17 protein-coding genes and 3 pseudogenes are annotated in these 17,216 nt (G+C 70.4%); 7 read left to right on the top strand and 13 right to left on the bottom strand.

Translation table 11 applies throughout. The features are described from left to right. Positions 1-17: 17 nt before the first annotated feature. The gene (locus ACH4VX_RS09495; protein WP_398366782.1) at positions 18-1,160 is read right to left on the bottom strand and encodes a hypothetical protein; all 1,143 of its coding nucleotides are present in this window, start codon (positions 1,158-1,160) and stop codon (positions 18-20) included. 365 nt (positions 1,161-1,525) lie between these two features. Between ACH4VX_RS09495 and ACH4VX_RS09490 the strand changes: the two genes are divergently transcribed. From ACH4VX_RS09490 to ACH4VX_RS09475, 4 genes and pseudogenes are all read left to right on the top strand, one after another. Beyond that, on the top strand, positions 1,526-1,987 hold the full coding sequence (locus ACH4VX_RS09490; RefSeq protein WP_398366781.1) for a hypothetical protein: 462 nt from the start codon (positions 1,526-1,528) through the stop codon (positions 1,985-1,987). Positions 1,988-2,467: 480 nt separating this feature from the next. Next, complete coding sequence (locus tag ACH4VX_RS09485; protein ID WP_398366780.1) at positions 2,468-3,001, top strand: GNAT family N-acetyltransferase; 534 nt, start codon at positions 2,468-2,470, stop codon at positions 2,999-3,001. 123 nt (positions 3,002-3,124) lie between these two features. Further along, positions 3,125-3,651, top strand: a pseudogene (locus ACH4VX_RS09480) (alpha/beta hydrolase fold domain-containing protein); the annotation flags it as partial. A gap of 227 nt (positions 3,652-3,878) precedes the next feature. Next, the gene (locus tag ACH4VX_RS09475; RefSeq protein ID WP_398366779.1) at positions 3,879-4,058 is read left to right on the top strand and encodes a hypothetical protein; all 180 of its coding nucleotides are present in this window, start codon (positions 3,879-3,881) and stop codon (positions 4,056-4,058) included. Positions 4,059-4,433: 375 nt separating this feature from the next. Here the strand turns inward: ACH4VX_RS09475 and ACH4VX_RS09470 are convergent, their stop codons facing one another. The 6 genes and pseudogenes from ACH4VX_RS09470 to ACH4VX_RS09445 all read right to left on the bottom strand — a co-directional run bounded on the left by ACH4VX_RS09470 (position 4,434) and on the right by ACH4VX_RS09445 (position 9,983). After that, positions 4,434-4,673, bottom strand: a complete 240-nt coding sequence (locus ACH4VX_RS09470) for a hypothetical protein (protein WP_398366778.1) — start codon at positions 4,671-4,673, stop codon at positions 4,434-4,436. 226 nt (positions 4,674-4,899) lie between these two features. Beyond that, positions 4,900-5,760 (bottom strand): family 16 glycosylhydrolase, encoded by an 861-nt coding sequence (locus ACH4VX_RS09465; protein ID WP_398366777.1) that lies wholly within the window; start codon positions 5,758-5,760, stop codon positions 4,900-4,902. Positions 5,761-6,154: 394 nt separating this feature from the next. Next, a pseudogene (locus ACH4VX_RS09460) lies at positions 6,155-7,467 on the bottom strand (fused MFS/spermidine synthase); the annotation flags it as partial. Between the two features lie 258 nt (positions 7,468-7,725). Beyond that, on the bottom strand, positions 7,726-8,835 hold the full coding sequence (locus ACH4VX_RS09455; protein WP_398366776.1) for a PP2C family protein-serine/threonine phosphatase: 1,110 nt from the start codon (positions 8,833-8,835) through the stop codon (positions 7,726-7,728). A 153-nt stretch (positions 8,836-8,988) separates the two neighbouring features. Continuing rightward, the gene (locus tag ACH4VX_RS09450; protein WP_398366775.1) at positions 8,989-9,447 is read right to left on the bottom strand and encodes a Fur family transcriptional regulator; all 459 of its coding nucleotides are present in this window, start codon (positions 9,445-9,447) and stop codon (positions 8,989-8,991) included. Continuing rightward, a complete protein-coding gene (locus ACH4VX_RS09445; RefSeq protein WP_398366774.1) occupies positions 9,444-9,983 on the bottom strand; it encodes an ATP-binding protein in 540 nt (179 codons plus the stop codon). The genes ACH4VX_RS09450 and ACH4VX_RS09445 overlap by 4 nt, the downstream gene beginning before the upstream one ends. A gap of 704 nt (positions 9,984-10,687) precedes the next feature. Here ACH4VX_RS09445 and ACH4VX_RS09440 point away from each other — a divergent pair. After that, positions 10,688-11,410 (top strand): dienelactone hydrolase family protein, encoded by a 723-nt coding sequence (locus tag ACH4VX_RS09440; protein WP_398366773.1) that lies wholly within the window; start codon positions 10,688-10,690, stop codon positions 11,408-11,410. 205 nt (positions 11,411-11,615) lie between these two features. Here ACH4VX_RS09440 and ACH4VX_RS09435 read toward each other — a convergent pair whose 3' ends face one another. From ACH4VX_RS09435 to ACH4VX_RS09420, 4 genes are all read right to left on the bottom strand, one after another. Beyond that, positions 11,616-12,125: a DinB family protein gene (locus ACH4VX_RS09435; protein ID WP_398366772.1), complete on the bottom strand. Its 510-nt coding sequence runs from the start codon at positions 12,123-12,125 to the stop codon at positions 11,616-11,618. Positions 12,126-12,228: 103 nt separating this feature from the next. After that, the gene (locus ACH4VX_RS09430) at positions 12,229-12,450 is read right to left on the bottom strand and encodes a hypothetical protein (RefSeq protein ID WP_398366771.1); all 222 of its coding nucleotides are present in this window, start codon (positions 12,448-12,450) and stop codon (positions 12,229-12,231) included. 138 nt (positions 12,451-12,588) lie between these two features. Next, complete coding sequence (locus tag ACH4VX_RS09425) at positions 12,589-13,119, bottom strand: hypothetical protein (protein WP_398366770.1); 531 nt, start codon at positions 13,117-13,119, stop codon at positions 12,589-12,591. Positions 13,120-13,394: 275 nt separating this feature from the next. Continuing rightward, complete coding sequence (locus ACH4VX_RS09420; protein WP_398366769.1) at positions 13,395-13,973, bottom strand: TetR/AcrR family transcriptional regulator; 579 nt, start codon at positions 13,971-13,973, stop codon at positions 13,395-13,397. A 91-nt stretch (positions 13,974-14,064) separates the two neighbouring features. Between ACH4VX_RS09420 and ACH4VX_RS09415 the strand changes: the two genes are divergently transcribed. Beyond that, positions 14,065-14,511, top strand: coding sequence for an anthrone oxygenase family protein (locus ACH4VX_RS09415; RefSeq protein ID WP_398366768.1), 447 nt, complete (start codon positions 14,065-14,067; stop codon positions 14,509-14,511). Here the strand turns inward: ACH4VX_RS09415 and ACH4VX_RS09410 are convergent. Beyond that, positions 14,451-14,792 carry a hypothetical protein gene (locus tag ACH4VX_RS09410; RefSeq protein ID WP_398366767.1) on the bottom strand — a complete coding sequence of 114 codons (342 nt, stop codon included), beginning with the start codon at positions 14,790-14,792 and terminating at the stop codon, positions 14,451-14,453. The two genes, ACH4VX_RS09415 and ACH4VX_RS09410, sit on opposite strands and share 61 nt — an antisense overlap. Before the next feature lie 418 nt (positions 14,793-15,210). Further along, positions 15,211-15,495, bottom strand: a pseudogene (locus ACH4VX_RS09405) (transcriptional regulator); the annotation flags it as partial. 388 nt (positions 15,496-15,883) lie between these two features. On the opposite strand from ACH4VX_RS09405, the gene ACH4VX_RS09400 reads away from it, so the two are divergent. Next, positions 15,884-17,194, top strand: a complete 1,311-nt coding sequence (locus ACH4VX_RS09400; RefSeq protein ID WP_398366766.1) for an MFS transporter — start codon at positions 15,884-15,886, stop codon at positions 17,192-17,194. Positions 17,195-17,216 lie beyond the last annotated feature (22 nt).

Here is a 17,216-nt window from a genome sequence, read left to right as displayed (position 1 = left end):
TGACGACGCCTCACGGCTCAGGTCACACGCCCCCGGCGTTCCGTATCCGTGCGAACGACGTGTCCAGTCCTCTGCGGGGCGGGCCGGAGCCGGCCCGCAGGGCCGAGGCGAGCGGAGTCGCGGGGGGGGGGGGGGGGGGGGGGGGGGGGGGGCGGCCCCCCCCCCCCCCCCCCCCCGCGGGGCCCGTCAGAATCCCCGAAGTTCCCGGATTCCGCGGCGCCTCCTTCCCCGGTCCGCAGCCCCAGTTGCGCCGACGGGTCACCGAGCGCGCGGGCCAGGGCCTCCTGCAGACGCCGCAGACCGGGGCCGGCGGCTGCCTCCGTGACCAGGTCGGCGATGGCGGCGCGACGCAGCCGCATCCGCAGCAGCCCGGCGAGGAACGCGAAGGGTACGGCGATCTGGCTCAGGTCGGAGGGCAGGGCCAGAGCGGTCGCGGCGGGGCCCAGCGCGCCGGGCGTCAAAACGTAGAGCATTTCCCAGCCGATGAACGCGACGGCCACGGCGACCGCGATCCAGACGGGTATCAGCGCGCGACGGCGCGCCGGTCCGCCGCCGCGCCAGCGGCTTACGAGCCGGGCGACGCAGAGCGCGGTGAGCACCACGCCCAGCCACCGGTATCCGAGGTCGACATCGGCGAAGAGGCCCGGGTCGGAGTGGAGCAGCAGCGCGTTCGGACCACAGGTGCGGCAGTTGAGGTAGCTGGCCGTGCCGGCGGCCGCCGGATCGTAGAGGAGCGTGCGGATCAGCCCGCCCACGCCGACGAGGAGGTAGCCGGCGGAGACGATGCACCGGTCCGAAGCCGTCGTCAGGCGCCCTTCGGGATAAGCCAGGAGGAGATGGGCGAGGACAGCCAGATTCAATGCCTCCGTCCAGGCGCCGAGGGCGAAGAGGACCGGTACGGCCGTGCCCTGCAGATTGCCCAGGAACCAGGTCAGTCCCTCGGCGAGCATCAGCGGGCCGGTGCCGTTGGCCGGTCTGCGCCACCAGGCGACGAGCCCGGCAGCGGCGTAGGACCAGCCCACTGCCAGGTCCCGCAGCACATCGGTCCAGGAGGCCCCTGTTCTCCCGTAGGCCCAGGCTCCGCAGCACCCCACCGCCAGAGCCGCCACCACGCCGGCGGGCAGCTGCCACCAATGCCGCTCCGCCGGCGTCACGGCCATCGCTGCCACCGCCGCCAAAGGCCCTCCCCCGCACCCGTCGTCCGGAGCTCCGCGCCCCACTCCGGCCGATGACAGAGCGACCATACGAACCTGAGCGTCGGCACGCCAAACAGGAGCGGAAGCATCCGGACACCGGTGCCGTGACACCCCCGGTGACGGCCGCGATGCGCGACGGACGGCTGGATGTGTCGCGTCGGGTGGCCGGTTCCCGCCTCAGGGCCTGCCCCGATGTCCGCCCGGGCGGTGGTGCGTACGTTGTGCCTGTCGCGATGACCCGGGCCGTACCCAGGCCGTACCCGGGCCCTGTGCGGGCCCGGAAGCCGAACGGGCATCGATCGTCCTGCATACACGAAGGGAGACAGTGCGTGAAACGCCTTTTGCTGGGAGTCGCCGTGGTCGGCCTCGTCCTCGGAGCCTCTGTTCCTGCACAGGCCCACGACACAGACGACTGGATCAAGATCAGCGGCTGGAGCGGTCTGTCCAACAGCCGTGCCACGGGCTGGGTCAGCTATCCCGCCAGCGGTGAACAGGCCGACGGGTGGGGCAGGGTCGACTGGAGCGGCGGGAACGTCGAGGTCCACGCGGGCGCCAGGGACCTGGTCAACGACGGCTGGTGCGCCGTCACCGAGGTGCGGTACAAGGTCAAGACCGGCGGTTCCTGGGCCGACCACTGGCACTATCGCTCGCCGGCGGTGGACTGCGACATAGACGACGGCCAGGTGATCTCGTCCTACTACAAGTCCCGGTACCCGACGAAGGACGTCCACTTCCGGGTCTGCCTGGGCTGGCGGGACGGCACCACCTTCCAGTGCTCGGGCTGGAAGTGAGCACGGGCCGGCGGCGTCGGGGGTGATGTCCGGGGATGCCGACGGTCGGGCCGATCCGGCTGAGGTCGTTTCCACTGCACCGGATCACCGGCTTCGTCGGTACCGGCACCCGCGTGGCTGTGACGTCGTTGCCGACGTCACAGCCACCCGTACCGGATCGGCGACAGGGACCTGCCGGGCTACGGCCACGGCACGCACGGCGGCAGCCAGGAAGGTGCCCCGTACCGCACGTGGCCGCAGCCGCTCGCCCGTTCCGGTCGTGATACGGCCGGCCCACCGGGGCACGTCGACCGCGTCCCGCTCGCCCTTGTCATCGACATGACGGCCCGGTCGGTACGCCCATACAAGCAGACCGGTGTCGGCGGGCCCGCGCGGACAAGGCCCGGGCAAGTGCTGCGTCGGCGGCGAATGCGTCGGCGAAAGCACACTGCTGCAGCGCCCGATTACCGGTGAGGTGCTTGCTTTCGGCAGGATGGGGGCATGACCGAGATCCGCACACCCCGTCTTCTCCTCCGCAGCTGGCACGACGACGACCTCGCACCGATGGCGGACATCAACGCGGACCCACAGGTCATGCACTGGATCGACGACGGCTCGGTGCGCGACCTGGACCACACGGCCGGGGACATCGAGCGGTGGGAGGAGGAGTGGGACGAGGAGGGCTTCGGACTCTTCGCCGTCGAGCTGCTGGCTTCGGGCGAACTGATCGGTTTCGCGGGGCTGTCCGTGCCCGAGTTCCTGCCGGAGGTGATGCCCGCCGTGGCGATCAGCTGGCGGCTCGGCTCACAGTTCTGGGGCCAGGGGTACGCGTCCGAAGCCACGCACGCCACGCTGGAGTTCGCGCTCCAGGACCGCGGCCTGGACCGCGTCATCAGCATCAACCGGGTGGGGGACGACGCCTCCGAGAACGTCGTCCGCAAGCTCGGCATGGTGTCCGAGCGGGAGACGGCACATCCGGTGTACGGCTACCCACTGCATGTTCACACCATCGATCTCACCGAGTTCCAGGCGTGAACCGGCCGAGCCGCCGATCACCGCACGACAGCCGGCCACTGTCCCTACGTCCCTGAGCGCATCGATCGCGGCGGTGCGGACACCGAGGGAGGGATTGTCGTAGCCGACACGGTGGCCGACTCCGGTGACGTCGCCCGGATCGTCGTCGCAGGTGCCAGCGCGGGCGGCGGCCTCGCGGCCGGTGTCACCCTGTTGGCCCGCGACCTCGGCACCCCGGCGATCGCCGCGCAGATGCTGATCTGCCCCATGCTCGACCACCGCAACACCAGCACTTCCAGCCGTCAGTGCTCCGGCGGCCCGGCGTCTGGACCCGCGAGATGAACGAGTTCGGATGGCGCGCCGTCCTCGGCGACAGCACCGACGAGGAGGTGTCCGAGTACGTCTCGCCGGCATTGGCCGAGGATCTCTCGGGCCTGCCGACCACCTACGTCGACACCGGCTCCGCCGAAGTCTTCCGTGACGAGGACGCCGACTACGCCACCCGCGTCTGGGCGGCCGGCGGCCAGGCCGGGCTTCACGTCTGGGCCGGCGGCTTCCATGGGTTCGACGCCTTGTACCCGCAAGCGCACATCTCGGCCACAGCCCGCCGGACCCGTACCGACTGGCTCGCCCGGCTTCTGTCCCCGAACTGCGCCGCACAACGCCGCTGACGCCTCAGGAGGCCACCGCGACCGGCGCTCAGTATGCCGCCGTGCGCAGGGGATGACCGGTTCCTTGCACGCCTGGGCTTCCGACACGACTGGACGACGAACTGCGTCGCCTCGGCGTCCCTGCCGAGTGGTTGCCAGGCACGTTCCTGTACGCCGGCCCGCCGGAGAGTGTCCCCTTCCATATTCCGCACCCCGTCGACGGCTCCCCGGAGATAGGCCGACTCCCGTTGGCTCAGGCCAAACCGGCGGCGGACGCCTACCGCGCGGTCTTGGACCGGGTGCCCGGCGACTTCACCTATGAGCTGGAGCAGCTCGCCTCGAACCTCCAAACGGAGCACGACGAATGGCAGACCGCCCTGAAGTACGGATGGAAGATGGATACGATTTTCTTCTCGATCAGGGGCTGAACCGAGGGGCGTGCCCCGGTCTCAGACCTGGACGATCGATTCCAAGGGGCTCACCGGGTCTTCCTCGTCCTGTCCTGGCAGGGTGAAGAGCCAGGTCGGTGGGGTGGTGCGACGAGACAGGGCTCTTGGTCGTTGCGGTGGCGTTCTCCGCATACCCGCGCAACGCCCAAGGAGCCTCGCTCGGCACCGAGGGCCTGTGCCCGTGTCACCTCGTCGCGCTCGGCCTCCAGCGCGGCAGACAACGGGATCCAGGAATTCTGCGGCTTTCCCATCGTCCCGGCGGCCGGTCGCACTTCGCGGAGCTGAAGGCCGGCCCGGGGGCGCCGGATCTGGAGAGCCTGCTGGCAGAGGTGAACAAGCTTCAGCGGCCGACGTTCATGGCGGTCTGCTCGAGTCCACCGATGCCCCGGCGTGTCCGGTCTGCGCCTCGCCCACGACGGTGGCGGTGACCATGTCGGTGGCGAATCCCGCGCCGGTAACCGCCCACGTGCCGACCGCGCCGAGCTGGGACAGACCCGCTATGCCAAGGACGACGAGGACCGTACCGAGGGTCGCGGTGCGGCGTGGGCTGTACCGGCGCGGCACGGCGCCGGCGACGGGCGCGCCGAGGACCATGAGTGCGGTCAGCGGGAGTACCCTCAGGCCGCTGGCAAGCGGGTCGAGCCCGAGTACCGTCCTGGAAAAGGAATGTGGTCACGAACAGCGCGCCGAACATACCGCCGGTGGCGAACAGCAGGATCGCTACCGATGCCTTCACCGGTACGGACCGCGGTGCACTGGATCGGGAGCTCGCGGACCCGCGCGCTCCCTCGTCATCCGGCACGGCGGGCCCTCCGGGCTTTCAGGCGTGGCCCTCGCCGTAGAAGCGGACGTGGTCGACGGTCATCGTCGCGGGGGACGGCGTCGAGGCGTCGGGCGGACCCGGCCAGTCGCCTCCGACGGCGACGTTGAGCAGCAGGTGCATGTCCTGTTCGAAGACCCAGTCGCGCGGTGAGGGGAGCTTCGACGGGGTCAGGGTGAAGTACGGCTTTCCGTCGACGGACCAGGTGATGCGGTGCGGCTGCTTGTCGACGGCGTAGGTGTGGAAGGCCGCCGAGGCGTCGGCGGTCAGGGTGGCGGCTTCGCCGATCCCGTTCTCGTTGTAGTAGGTCGGTCCGTGGGCGGTGCCGTACACCGTCCGCGGTTCTCCGCCGACCACTTCGCAGATGTCGATCTCACCCTGCCCGGGCCATTCGACTCCGTTGTCGCCCAACATCCAGATCGCGGGCAGCAGCCCCGTGCCCGTGGGCATCTTCGCGCGGATCTCCGCCCGTCCACGGGTCAGTGCGACCTTTCCCTCCGTGGTCAGGCGGGCCGACGTCCAGGGGCAGGACTTCTCGGTGAAACAAGGGAGTTCGGTCCCTGGTGGAGCCGGACGCGCCGAGACCTCGAGGTGACCCGCGCCGTCAAGGGCGGAGTTGGCCGCGTCGTCCGTGTAGTACTGCAACTCGTTGTTGCCCCACCCCTCGGCCTCCCGGTTCCCGGTCTCGGTGTTCCAGGACCTCTCCGACGGGCGGGTTCCCGCCGCTCCGTCGAACTCGGCCTGCCAGAAGGGCTTCTCTCCGGCCGGCGCCGGGCGGTGCGTCTTTGTCGGAGCCGTGCCGCAGGCACCCAGCAGGCCGCCCAGGGCCAGTACGAGTGCCAGGCCGGTCCGTCGGTTCACCGCGCTGCTCCTGTGTAAGCCCTCACCGGAAAAGTGCACATTACATGAATCTTACAAAAGGTCTCGTGCACCTGGCCGGGCGGGACGGCGACGCGGCCGTGACCGCCCACGGCCTCACGGAACGACACCGGCCGAGGCGTCCGCTGGTGGACCGGCACCTGCACCACCTGCCGACAGCCCCTTCCGTTCCGTCCAGGCCCTGACCGACCTGACCGACCTGGACCGCGCCAACGACAGTGTGCTGTCCGAACGGCTGCTCGCACAGTGCGGGCGGCCCCTCGCCGAGCGGTGGACCCGCCACGGACATTGCCGCCGGGTCCAGGTCGTCCCTTTCGGATCCTGCCGGTTGAATTCGCGGAGGCCGGTGCCGTGCCCCGCAAGGCGGAGGGAAGCGCCCCCGCGGGGTGGCGCCCGGGTCGAGGCCGATGTCACCGGGTTCGCCGAGAAGGGCGACGTGCTCGAACGTCTCGCTCAGCGTGGCTGCTTCGGCACGTGCGAAGGCCAGATCACCGTGGTCGATGAGGTTGGCGACGTACAGGCCGTCCTCGTCGAGCACTCTCCGCACATCGGTCATCGCTTCCACCGTGGTGAGGTGCCACGGGACGCTGACGCTGCCGAAGGCGTCGCCGACGACGAGGTCGCGGCTGCCGGTGCCGAGTCGCCGCAGGCCCAGGCGGCCGTCCTCAGCGCGTACGTCGATACCCTGCTCCGGCCTCAGACCGAGTCGGTCGTGATCGATGCGCACGACCCCACTGTCGATCTCTGACACAAGGCTGCGCGTTCCGGGGCGCGTGGCCGCGAGGTAACGGGGCAGGGTGAGCCCGCCGCCGCCCAGGTGGTGGGCGGCGAGTGGCTCCCCTTCGGGGAAGACGGCATCGACCACCGACGCGATGGCACGCACGTATCGGAACTTCAGGAACGTCGGGTCGTTGATGTCGACGTAGGAATGTCGCACACCGTCCAGGACAAGTGTGCGGCCGCTGTCCCGGTCGGGGTCGGCGACAACCCGTGCACAGTGGTACCTGGTCTCGACGTCGCAGCCGCCCGGCGCGACCATGGTGGCGAGGCCGCCGGCAACGACCACCAGCGTCAGGGCGGGGGGCCGCTCCATCTGCGCATCCGCCATTCGACCAGCGCCGAGCCGACCATCAGCAGTGTTCCCAGACCCATCAGGATGCCGCTGACCGGTAACCGGGACATGAGGACGAAACCGGTCAGAACGGTTCCGACGCCGGACAGCCGGCCGACGACCGTTCCGGTTTCGGCAAGGCTGGTGAGGCGGAGCTTGGTCACCATGGGCGTCACCGCGGACAGCAGAACGCCCGGCACGAGGATGGTCAGCGACGCGATCAACAAGAGCACTGCGGGTGCCCACTCCGCAGCGCTGCGCAGCACGGCAGGGGTGAGCGCCACGACCGCTCCCGACACTCCCAGCGAAGGCCCCAGGAGCCGACGCGGATCGACCTGATCGGCTGTGCGCCCACCCAGCCATGAGCCCAGAGCGATCGCGGTGAGGGCGATGCCGATCACCACGGTGCTGGTCTCGAGAGTGAGGCCGAGGTAAGGAGCCAGCAGTCGCAAGGCAACGATCTCGACCACCAGGACTGCGGCCGAGGACCCGAACACGAGCACGGCGGCACCACGCGGACCCGGGCCGTGGTTGCGAGGCGTGCCCTCGGCAACGGGCGAGGAAGGCGATCCGGTCACGGGCGACATCCTTCCATGCGACTCGTCGGCCGAGCGCTGCAGCGGAAATCCCGCAGCCTTCAGGGCGCCTGACGAGGTGCTGTCCGGCCGGCGGTGACACGTCGATCACGGTTGCGTCGTTCTCCGCTGCGGCAAGCCGCGTTCAGCGGACTTCGCGGATGGTTCGATCACGACGGCCTCGTCCCCGCCCCTCTGACTCCACGACCGCACGCCGGCGCCGCGGATGACGCGGGCCCGCGCGTCACCCCGAGGATCGAGCTACTGCTCCGCCCCGGTGCGCCGGCGGCGCACGGCGACGGCCGCGATGTCGTCGTCGAGCCTCCCGCCCGCGTAGTGGAGCAGGTCCGCGTGCAGCCGGTCCAGCAGCTCCCGGGGCGGCGCCTGGTGGTGCTGCCGCGTCCAGTCCGCCAGCGGGAAGAACTCGCCGGCTCGGTCGCGGGTCTCCGTCACGCCGTCGGTGTAGAGCAGCAGTTGGTCACCGGGGACGAAGGCGACGGTGTCCACGTAGTAGTGGTCTCCCAGGAGCGCCGAGAGATTGAGGGGGGTCGAGATGAAGGTGGGCTCGTGAACGTGGATCTTCTCTCCGCGCACGAACACCGGTGGCGGATGCCCGCAGTTGAGGATTCTGACGTGCCCGCCGCCGTGCGGAATCTCGGCGATCAGGGCAGTGGCGAAGTGCTCCGCCTGATCATCGGCGGGGACCGCGGCGCTGTAGCGGGAAAGGGTGATCTGGAGCCGATGGACGATGGCCCTGAGGTCGGGCTGGTCGTACGCGTTCTCCCGGAAGCAGTTGATCACTGCGGAGGCGACCCCCACCGCCGACAGGCCCTTGCCGCGCACGTCGCCGATGAGCAGCCGGACTCCGTACGGCGTGTCGGCGGCCTCGTAGAAGTCGCCTCCGATCCGGGCCTGCTCCTGGGCCGCCAGATACAGCGACTCGATCTCGACATCCTGGACTCGATGCGGCAACGGCCGCAGCAGCACCTTCTGAGCCGCGTCGGCGACGAGCCGGACCTGGAAAAGCGTCTCCTCCCGCTGGAGTCGCAGATGGCTCGCGTATGCGGCCGCCAAGGTGACGGCGGTGATCGCGGCGGCTGTGTACGGCGTCCCCAGATCGGAGTAGATGAAACTGAGACTGATCATGATCAGCAGGCAGAACGCCCCCAGCAGGACCGTCGGGAGCACGGGCCACAGTGCGGCGGCGAGGGCGGGTGCCGCGGGCAGCAGACGGCTGAAGGCGATCTCTCTCGGAGTGGAGAACGCCAGGCCGGCGACGAGGAGGGTGACGATCACCGGTGACAGCAGTACGGCTTCCCGCCGGCCGTCGTCCGGACGATGCCGGCGCCGGAGCCTTTCTGGGATGATCACAAAAGGGATCTTATCTGGATGATACGGGCACCGATCCGCGACAGCACAGGCGCTCGTGTCCGGTGATCCGCTGCTCGTACGGTTTTCCGGCACGGTCGGACGGCGGCGCACGGGCTTTCCTCGCACGTCATGGGGCCCCGAGGGCGAGTTCCGTCAGGAAACCGGCACCGCGGCCCGGCAGCCGGGGCACAGGCCCCAGAACGTGACTGCGGCCTCCTGGGTGTCGTATTCCTCCGGCAACCGCGGCTCCATGCAGGGGGCCGCGCCCACCGCGCACTCCACGTCGCGGATGGAACCGCAGGCGCGGCACACGAAGTGGTGGTGGTTGTCGTGGCGCTCGGTCTCGTAGCGGGTGGGGTGGCCCGCGATCTGGGTGGATCGGACCAGACCGGCGTCCGTGAGGGCGCGCAGCACGTTGTAGGTGGCCTGCAGAGACAGGCGGCCGGTGATCCGCCGAGCGCGCCCACGCAGGGTGTCGGCGTCGAGGTGACCGCCCGAGTCCGAGACGGCCACCAGCACCGCCATACGCGGAGCGGTTACTCGCATACCCGCCGTACGCAGCCGTTCGGCGGCCAGCGCCATCGGTTCATCGGCCGTGCTGGAGGTCGTCATGCCGCCTCGCCCTTCGTGTCACCGTCGAGACCGGGTGCGCAGGGGTCACCGGAGAGCTCGAACCACACACTCTTGCCCTCGGGCCCGCCCTCGCACCCCCACCGTGCGGCCAGCATGTCCACGAGGACAAGTCCGCGGCCGCACTCGTCCTCCGGGCCCGCGTGGGCCGGGCGGGGAAAGTCCGCGGTGCCGTCACTGACCAGACAGCGCAGGCCGGACACCCGCTCGAGGGTGAGGCACAGCGGGCCGGAGGCATGACGCAGTGCGTTGCTCACCAGCTCGCTGACCAGCAGCTCGGCGGTCGGTACGAGGTCGTCCAGACCCCACTGCTGCAGCACGTCACGTATGACGGTCCTCGCCGAGGAGCACGCGGCCGGCGACCACGGCAGGGACCAGGGCCCGCCCACGAACGATTCCACGCGGGTCCCGGCCGCCACACCGGACGGCAGGGCGGTAGCCGGTCGCCGAGGGCCAGGGGCGGCCGCATCGGCGATCGTTCCACCCGGGAGGGTTTCCCGGGGAGCTGTGCGATCCATAGAAGCGCGCTTTCGGGGACGGTTGCGGTCTCCCTCACGACCGTACGCCTTTTCTTGAATCGGTCAAGTCTATGGAAGACATCCTTTTTCATGATTCCATACAGTTCCTGGTGCGCGTACTGCTGCCGCCGCCCCGCGATGCCAGCCGGACGGTGCGGCTGCCTCGCCTTCGGCAGCGTCTCCTGCACCTGATCTGCTGTCGCCGTATCGTGTGGTGACCTCGCCACGTCGGCCTCGCCCCGGACCATCGGCCTGTTCCTCGCTGCGGACATGAGCGCCGAGGGCCCGCCTCACATGGAGTCGGTCGGGCGTTGGCTGCGCGCCTGGCCGTTCCACGACCGTTTCCGCACAGTGGAGTTTGCCGGCCCACGTCATCCACCAGCACGGCAGCGGGCACAGGGTTCACGCAAGCGGCCGCCCGCCGCTACGTGGCACGTGCACCCGGCCGCTCCTGCACCTGACACCGCTGCAGGCCGGGCATACGAGCACGTCGGAACCGAGCCGCACCGCCCCACCGCGTGAGTCTCCGCAAAACCCGTTGGCGGACCACGGCGACCGTTGCTAATCTCCCGGAAGCCGTGCGAGAGAACGAGGAGGTGGTACCCGTGAACGCAGTATCGACACGGGTGCTCCCCTCCGGGGTCACGGTCGGGCGATAGGTCGTCCGGGAGCGCCGTTCACGAGCCCTCCCGAAAGGCACGACCGTGCAGTTCACCTCCGAACAGCGCCTCGACGACGGCGTCCTCGAGCGCGAATTCACCCTCGGCGAGATCCCCGGCACCCTGTGGACGCCTGGATCCGCACCGGCCCCGCTGGTCCTGATGGCCCACAACAACGGCCTGCCCAAGGCGGAACCCCGGCTGGTGGCCCGGGCCCGGTACACCGCGGCGCGCGGCTACGCGGTGGCCACCATCGACGCCGCCGGGTGCGGTGACCGGCCCCGTTCCGCCGCCGACGAGCAGGCCCGCGCCGAACTCCGCCGGGCGATGCAGGCCGGCGAGCCGGTCGACGAGATCTTCGAGTCCTTCATCGGCCCGCTGGTCGAGAACGCGGTACCGGAATGGCGGACCACTCTGGACGCCCTCCTCGAGCTGCCCGGGATCGGCGGTCCGGTCGGGTACTCCGGGGGATGGGCCGCCCTCGGCATCCGGCTGGCAGTGGTCGAACCGCGCATCGCGGCCGCCGGTTTCTTCGCCGGGGGGTACGTGCCCCGCGCCCAGCGCGAGGAGGCCCGGCAGGTCACCGTTCCGCTGCTCTTCCTGCTGCAGTGGGACGACGAAGGCAATCCCCGGCAACGGGCCCTGGACCTGTTCGACGCCTTCGGCAGCAAGGAGAAGACGCTGCACGCCAATCCGGGAGGACACACCGGCACCCCGTGGTTCGAGCTGGAGGACGGGTGCCGGTTCTTGGACCGACACCTGAAGTGAGGCCGAACCGTCCGGCGGACAGCGGACGGCAGACGGTGCCGGCCAGGACGCCGCTCATCGAGGACAGGTCCCGGACCTCCTCGGTGGCGGTGGCCGGCAGATGCACAGCCGCCCGGATCGCGAGCGACGGCGAGGTGCTCCGACTCTGTGTCCACGCACTGACGTCGGACTGCCTCCTTCCAGCCGCGCGGACGATTCCGCGGACTCAGGCGCCCACGGTCCCGTCGATACCCTCACGCAGAAAATCTGCGTGCCCGTTGTGCCGGCCGTACTCCAGGAGGACGTGGACCATCACCATCCGCAGCGACACCTCCTCGCCCCACCTCGGCTGATACCCGGCCCGGTCCAAGGACTCGGCCTCCCGCTCGACACGGCGCGAGTTCCTCACCTCGGCCTCCCAGGCCACGAACGCCTCCTCCCTGGTCGACGCGCTCGCATCGTACGCAGCCTGGAAGTCGATCCTGTCGGACCAGACCATGGGCGCGTCGCTGTCCTCGAACACCCGACGGAACCAGGCACGCTCAACCTCTGCCATATGCCGCACCAGACCGAGCAGCGAAAGCGTGGACGGTGGCATCGACCGTTGCCGCAGCTCCTCGTCGGTAAGCCCTTCGCACTTCATGGCGAGGGTCGCGCGGTGGTAGTCGAGGAAGGCCCGCAGCATGTCGCGTTCGCTTCCGAAACCGGGCGGTCCTGTGCGGTTGTCGCTGGTCACTGACAGTGCTCCTCGTCCGTACCGGTATTCAGGGCCAGTATCCGCTCCCGACGGTCCTGACCCGTCACCCACCCGGCACGTCCCCGGAGCATTGCCAGGCCGCTCACCGGCCGATCACTCCTTCCCGCATCAGCGCCTCCAGCTCCGCGTCCGACAGCGGGTGCAGAGTGTCCGGCAGACGGCGCAGACCGGGTTCGTCCAGGGTCTGGCCGGTGACCTCGGCCTCCGCGTCGTGGTGGCGGCGGGTAAGGGTGACGCGGTGGCCTCCACCGGGGAAATCCCGGACCACACGCATCTCGCCGTGCCCGTCCACCGTGCAGGTCACCCCCTCCTCCACGAGTTCGGGGTTCCGGGGTGAGCGGCGAGCGCACCACAGGGGCCACGTACCCCTCCTGCCGGACGGAGTGGTACTCGACGCTGAAAACGGCGGTGCCGACCGCTCGCATGCCGGGCGGCGTATCGATCACACGCAGCAGTTCCGGATGCTCCCGGTACCGCGCGACCTCCGTCGCGTGCCGGTGCTGCTGTGACTGCGCCGGGCCGAGGAAGCCTCCGTAAGCCACCCCTGCGGCCAGAACGGCCACCGCCCCCAGCCGTCCCACCGGTTCGGTACGAAAAGCGCCGCGGCCACGGCGTACGGCGCCCCCGTCAGCGCGATCCGGGTACCGGCGCTCCCCAGGTCGACGTTCTCGGCGTAGGCAGCCAGGCCGGCCAGGACGCCGAGTGTGCCGAGGACGAAGACCGAGGTCGCCCAGCCGAGCCGCTGCGGTACGGAGCCGCAAAGCGGCACCACGTTCTTCGCCGGTATGCCCGCCGCTGCCGGCAGGCCCACCGTCAGCGGCACGGAGACCACGAAGATCGGCACCGCCGCCCCGGCACCGCCGCCCCCGGCCGTCACCAGCAGTCCGAACCCGAGCGCCGGCACCACGGCGGCCGTCGTCGCCCAGACCAGGAAGAGGTGGAGGGCCGTCAGTGCCCCTCTGTCACTCGTCATGCCGCAGAGCCTGCCGGCCCGCGGCCCGGCGCACATGAGTTCCCCTACTGCCGCATCAGGTGGTGTTCGCCCTGTTGTGAGGGTGGCTGAGCACCTCGGGGCGCGTACCGGGTCGTGATCGATGAGCACCGCGGTTTCCGGGGCGGGCGCCCCGTCCGGGGTGCGGGGCCCGGCGATCTGCGGCCGGGCCGTGCGGGCGCGAATGGCCGGAGGCGCTCCCACAGGCAGGCAGCCGCGCCCCAGGACCCCGGCTGCGTGCCCGCCGGGACGGTGCGTCAGACCATGGCGAGCCGGTCCACCAGCAGCTCCACCCTGCGCCCGGTCTCCTCCGGCGGCAGCCGTCGCGCCCGGGTCAGGGTCGCCAGCCCGTGCAGGGCCGCCCAGAACACCTCGGTGAACAGTCCCGGATGGACGCCGTCCCCGGCAACCTCCCCGAGGCTCTCCAGCAGGGCGGCGAAGGCGTCCTTCAGAGGCTCCGGGGTGTCCTCCTTCGCGAACGCCAGGCCGCCGTCGAGCTGGAACATGGCGTCGTAGACCGCCGGGTTGTGTGCGGCGAAGTCGAGGTAGGCGCGGGCGAGCGCGGTGACCCGGGCGCGCGGGCCGTCCGCGGCAGAGGCCGCGGCCCGCAGCGCCACGGCCATCTCGGCGGCGCCCACGAGGGCAACGGCGCCGATGATCTCGCGCTTGCCACGGAAGTGGCTGTAGAGGACGGGCTGGCTGTATTCGATGCGCTCGGCGAGCCGACGGGTGGTGACCGCGTCCCAGCCCTGCTGCTCGGCGAGTTCGCGGGCCGTCGCCACGATGAGGCGTTCGCGCTCCGCCCGTTCGCGCTGCTTGCGTTCCTGTACCGACATGACTCGATCCTAGCATTGCTAGACAATCAAGCAGCGGCAGTACTAGCGTTGCCTCATCAGCTAGCGACACTAGATACCAGGAGGGGTCATCATGCTCAACGCACTCGAGGTGTTCACCACCGTGGTCGTCGGCGTGATGGTGGGGGTGGAGTTCTCCGTCGCCTTCGTCATCAACCCGATCCTCAACGCACTCCCCGAGGACAGTGGCCAGCTCGGCCGCTCCCACGGGGGCCGGATGCTCGGCGCCGTGATGCCGGTCTGGTACATCACCTCGCTCGTCCTCGTCGCGGTCTGGGCCATCGCCGGATGGCACCACCACGGCACCGGCCTCGTCGTCACCGCCGGCGCGCTGCTGGTCCTCAGCGTGATCATGTCGATCCTGCTGCTCGTTCCGATCAACAACCGGGGCAGGACATGGACCCCCGACAACCGGCCCGAGGACTGGAAGGAGCAGATGAACCGCTGGGACCGCTTCCACTACGTCCGCGTCGCCGTCATCATCGCCGCCTTCGCCCTGCTGGTCGCCGCCCTCACCTGAGTCCGCGGGCCGACACCGCGCAGGCGGCTCATCATCCCCGCTCCCCGGGCGGCGGCGGCCACCGAAATCCCGGCACCCGGGAATGCAGCTGCCGCGTTCGTGACGGCGTCGTGGTGGGCCCGGGCGGTGGTGGAGTCGGTACCGACCAGCGACAGGTCCACCTCGCCCCGCTTCGCGGCCTCGACCATCAGCCCCTCCAGCAGGGCCTCGAGGACACCGGCGTCGTGCCACTGGCGGAAACCGTTGCGGACGGTCGGCCAAGCACCGGATACGGGCCGCACTCGCCGATCGGCGGGTACAGGTCGGTGAACTCACGGTCCGCATGGGCCGGTTGCGTACGCGTCATGCAGGCAGTTGCTTCCGCGCGGCCTCAACCACCTGTTCGTACGGCAGGGTCGCGATCAGTGCACCGAGTTCCTCGTGTCCGTCCAGGTAGCTCACGTGGAGGAGGTCGGTGGGACTGTGGGACAGGTCCAGCTCTGGCAGCTGCTCATCCGGTGCGGGAAGGGGCTCGTCGGCACTGCACTCCGGCCTGGCAGGCGGAGGCCCCTCCCAGAACAGCCGGCCGTTGAAGGTGACGACACCAGCTTCCTGGCCGCGCTCAAGCTGGCCGGCCAATTCGGCCAGATACCCACCCAGCGAGTCGGCCTCCCCGAAACCGGTGCCGGTCTCGTCGAAGAGCCGCCCGATCGCACCGCCGGCATCCTTGCCCGGGCCGGACAGCCTCGGCTGACCGAGCTTCGCCTCCTTCAGCGTCCACTCCACCAGGGACGGCAAGGTCTTGGCGGGCACGTCCAGGACCAGGCCGCCGGTGCAGTACGCCAGCACCCGGTCGTCCGTGTCGACGTCGACGACCGCGAGCGGTCCGTTGGCGGAACGCGGATCGGCGCCGCCCGTCATGGTGCCCGCGGGGGTGGCCTTCCGCGCGGCCGGGCGCCGCGACGTCGGCCTGGCGGTGGCCACCGGACACGGTGCGGCGGCCGGGCCCGCGGGGCGAAGTGCGGTGTTCGCAGACTCCGCGGTGACCCGTCACCCGCCCACGACTGACGTCGCTGTGCGTGGGCACGTGCCTCCCCGTTTGTCGCAGTCGACGCAGAGCAGGTCTTCTCCGGACCACGGGTTCGAGAGGCGAGCGGGGCCGTCTTTCGCGTCGGGCCGCCGACGGCTAGGATCTGGGCGCAGCGAGTTGTCCACGAGGGGCTGAGACATGGTCGGTTTTCCGAGCGCGCGTTGACGTTGTGGGCCGTGACCGGCCTGTCATCGCGTGCTGCCCTTGATACTGCGGCACAGCGAGCCTTCCCCTGCCCGAACCGCCGGCGCACCTTCGTGTGCTCGGTGGCGGGCCTCGTTGTCGGCAACCCAAGGGATTCCCGTGCCGTCCGCTTCCTGTGCTGTATCCGATTCCGGTCGGCCTGTTCCGTCAAGCCTGTGGCGGAACGCCGATTTCCGCAGACTCTGGATGGGTCAGACAGCCTCCCAGCTCGGCGAACACACAAGTCTGGTGGTTCTGCCGCTCTTCGCCGTCCTGGCACTCCACGCCGACGCCGGCCAGCTGGGCGTCCTTCGCGCGGTGGGTCAGGCGCCGATCCTGCTGCTCTCGCTCTTCGTCGGCGCGTGGGTGGACAGGTGGCGCACCCGCACGACGATGGTGCTCACGGACGCCGGTCGGGCCCTGGTCCTGGGCGCCGCCGCCGTGGCCGCCCTCTTCGGCCGGCTCGGCCTGCCCGCCCTGATCGCGGTCGCCTTCGCCGTCGGGGCCCTGTCCGTGTTCTTCGACGTGGCATACCAGACGTCTCTCGTCCGGCTGGTGGGACGCGACCAACTGGTGCGGGGCAACAGCGCGCTCGAGGGCAGCCGGTCCGCGGCACAGATCGGTGGTCCCGCTCTCGGCGGTGCGTTGGTGTCCCTGCTGTCGGCGCCGATCGCTGCCGCGTCCGGCGCGCTGTTCTTCGCTCTGTCGTTCCTGTCGATCCGGCGGATCCACCGGGCCGAATCCGTGCCGGAACGCCCGGAACATCTCCCTCGGGTCCGGCAGCGCATTCATGAGGGCCTGCGATTCGTCGCCGGCGACACCCTGCTTCGGACCGTGTGCCTGGCCTCGGCCGCCTTCCAGTTCTCCTTCGCGGCCATGATGACCGTCTACCTGCTCTTCCTGCCGCGGGAACTGCATCTGTCGGGCGCCGTCGTCGGGCTGGCGCTCGCGGCGGCGGGACCGGGCGCGCTCCTGGGCTCACTGCTGGCCGCCCGCCTGCCGAGCCGGTTCGGTCATGGCCCGGTACTCGTGTGTGCGGCGGCACTCGGCGACGGCGTGTTCCTGTGTGTGCCCGCACTGCGCGGCTCCTCCGCGGTGACGGTCCCCGCGCTCCTCGCTGCCGGCTTCGTGTTCGGGCTCGGCGGCCAGTTGGTGAACGTCACGGTCATGGCCGTCCGGCAGGCCGTCACTCCGGACAGCATGCAGGGCCGCACGGCCGCGACCATCACGTTCGTCGGGATGGGGCTGACCCCGCTCGGTTCTCTGGCCGGCGGATTCCTCGCGCAGGAGTGGGGGCTGCGCACCAGCCTCCTGGCGACGGCCGCAGGCATGACGCTGTCCCCCGTGGTGATGGCCTTCTCCCCGCTCGCACGCCTGGGACGGAAGCTTCCGGCCCCACACGACGCGCCGCCGACGGCCGCCCACCCCTGACGGACGGGACGAGAACGCGCTT

This window comes from Streptomyces sp. NPDC020731 (genome assembly GCF_044334705.1).
Classification (GTDB): Bacteria; Actinomycetota; Actinomycetes; order Streptomycetales; family Streptomycetaceae; genus Streptomyces.
The sequence above is the reverse complement of the archived record's forward strand: the minus strand, read 5'-3'. Positions and strand labels throughout refer to the sequence as shown.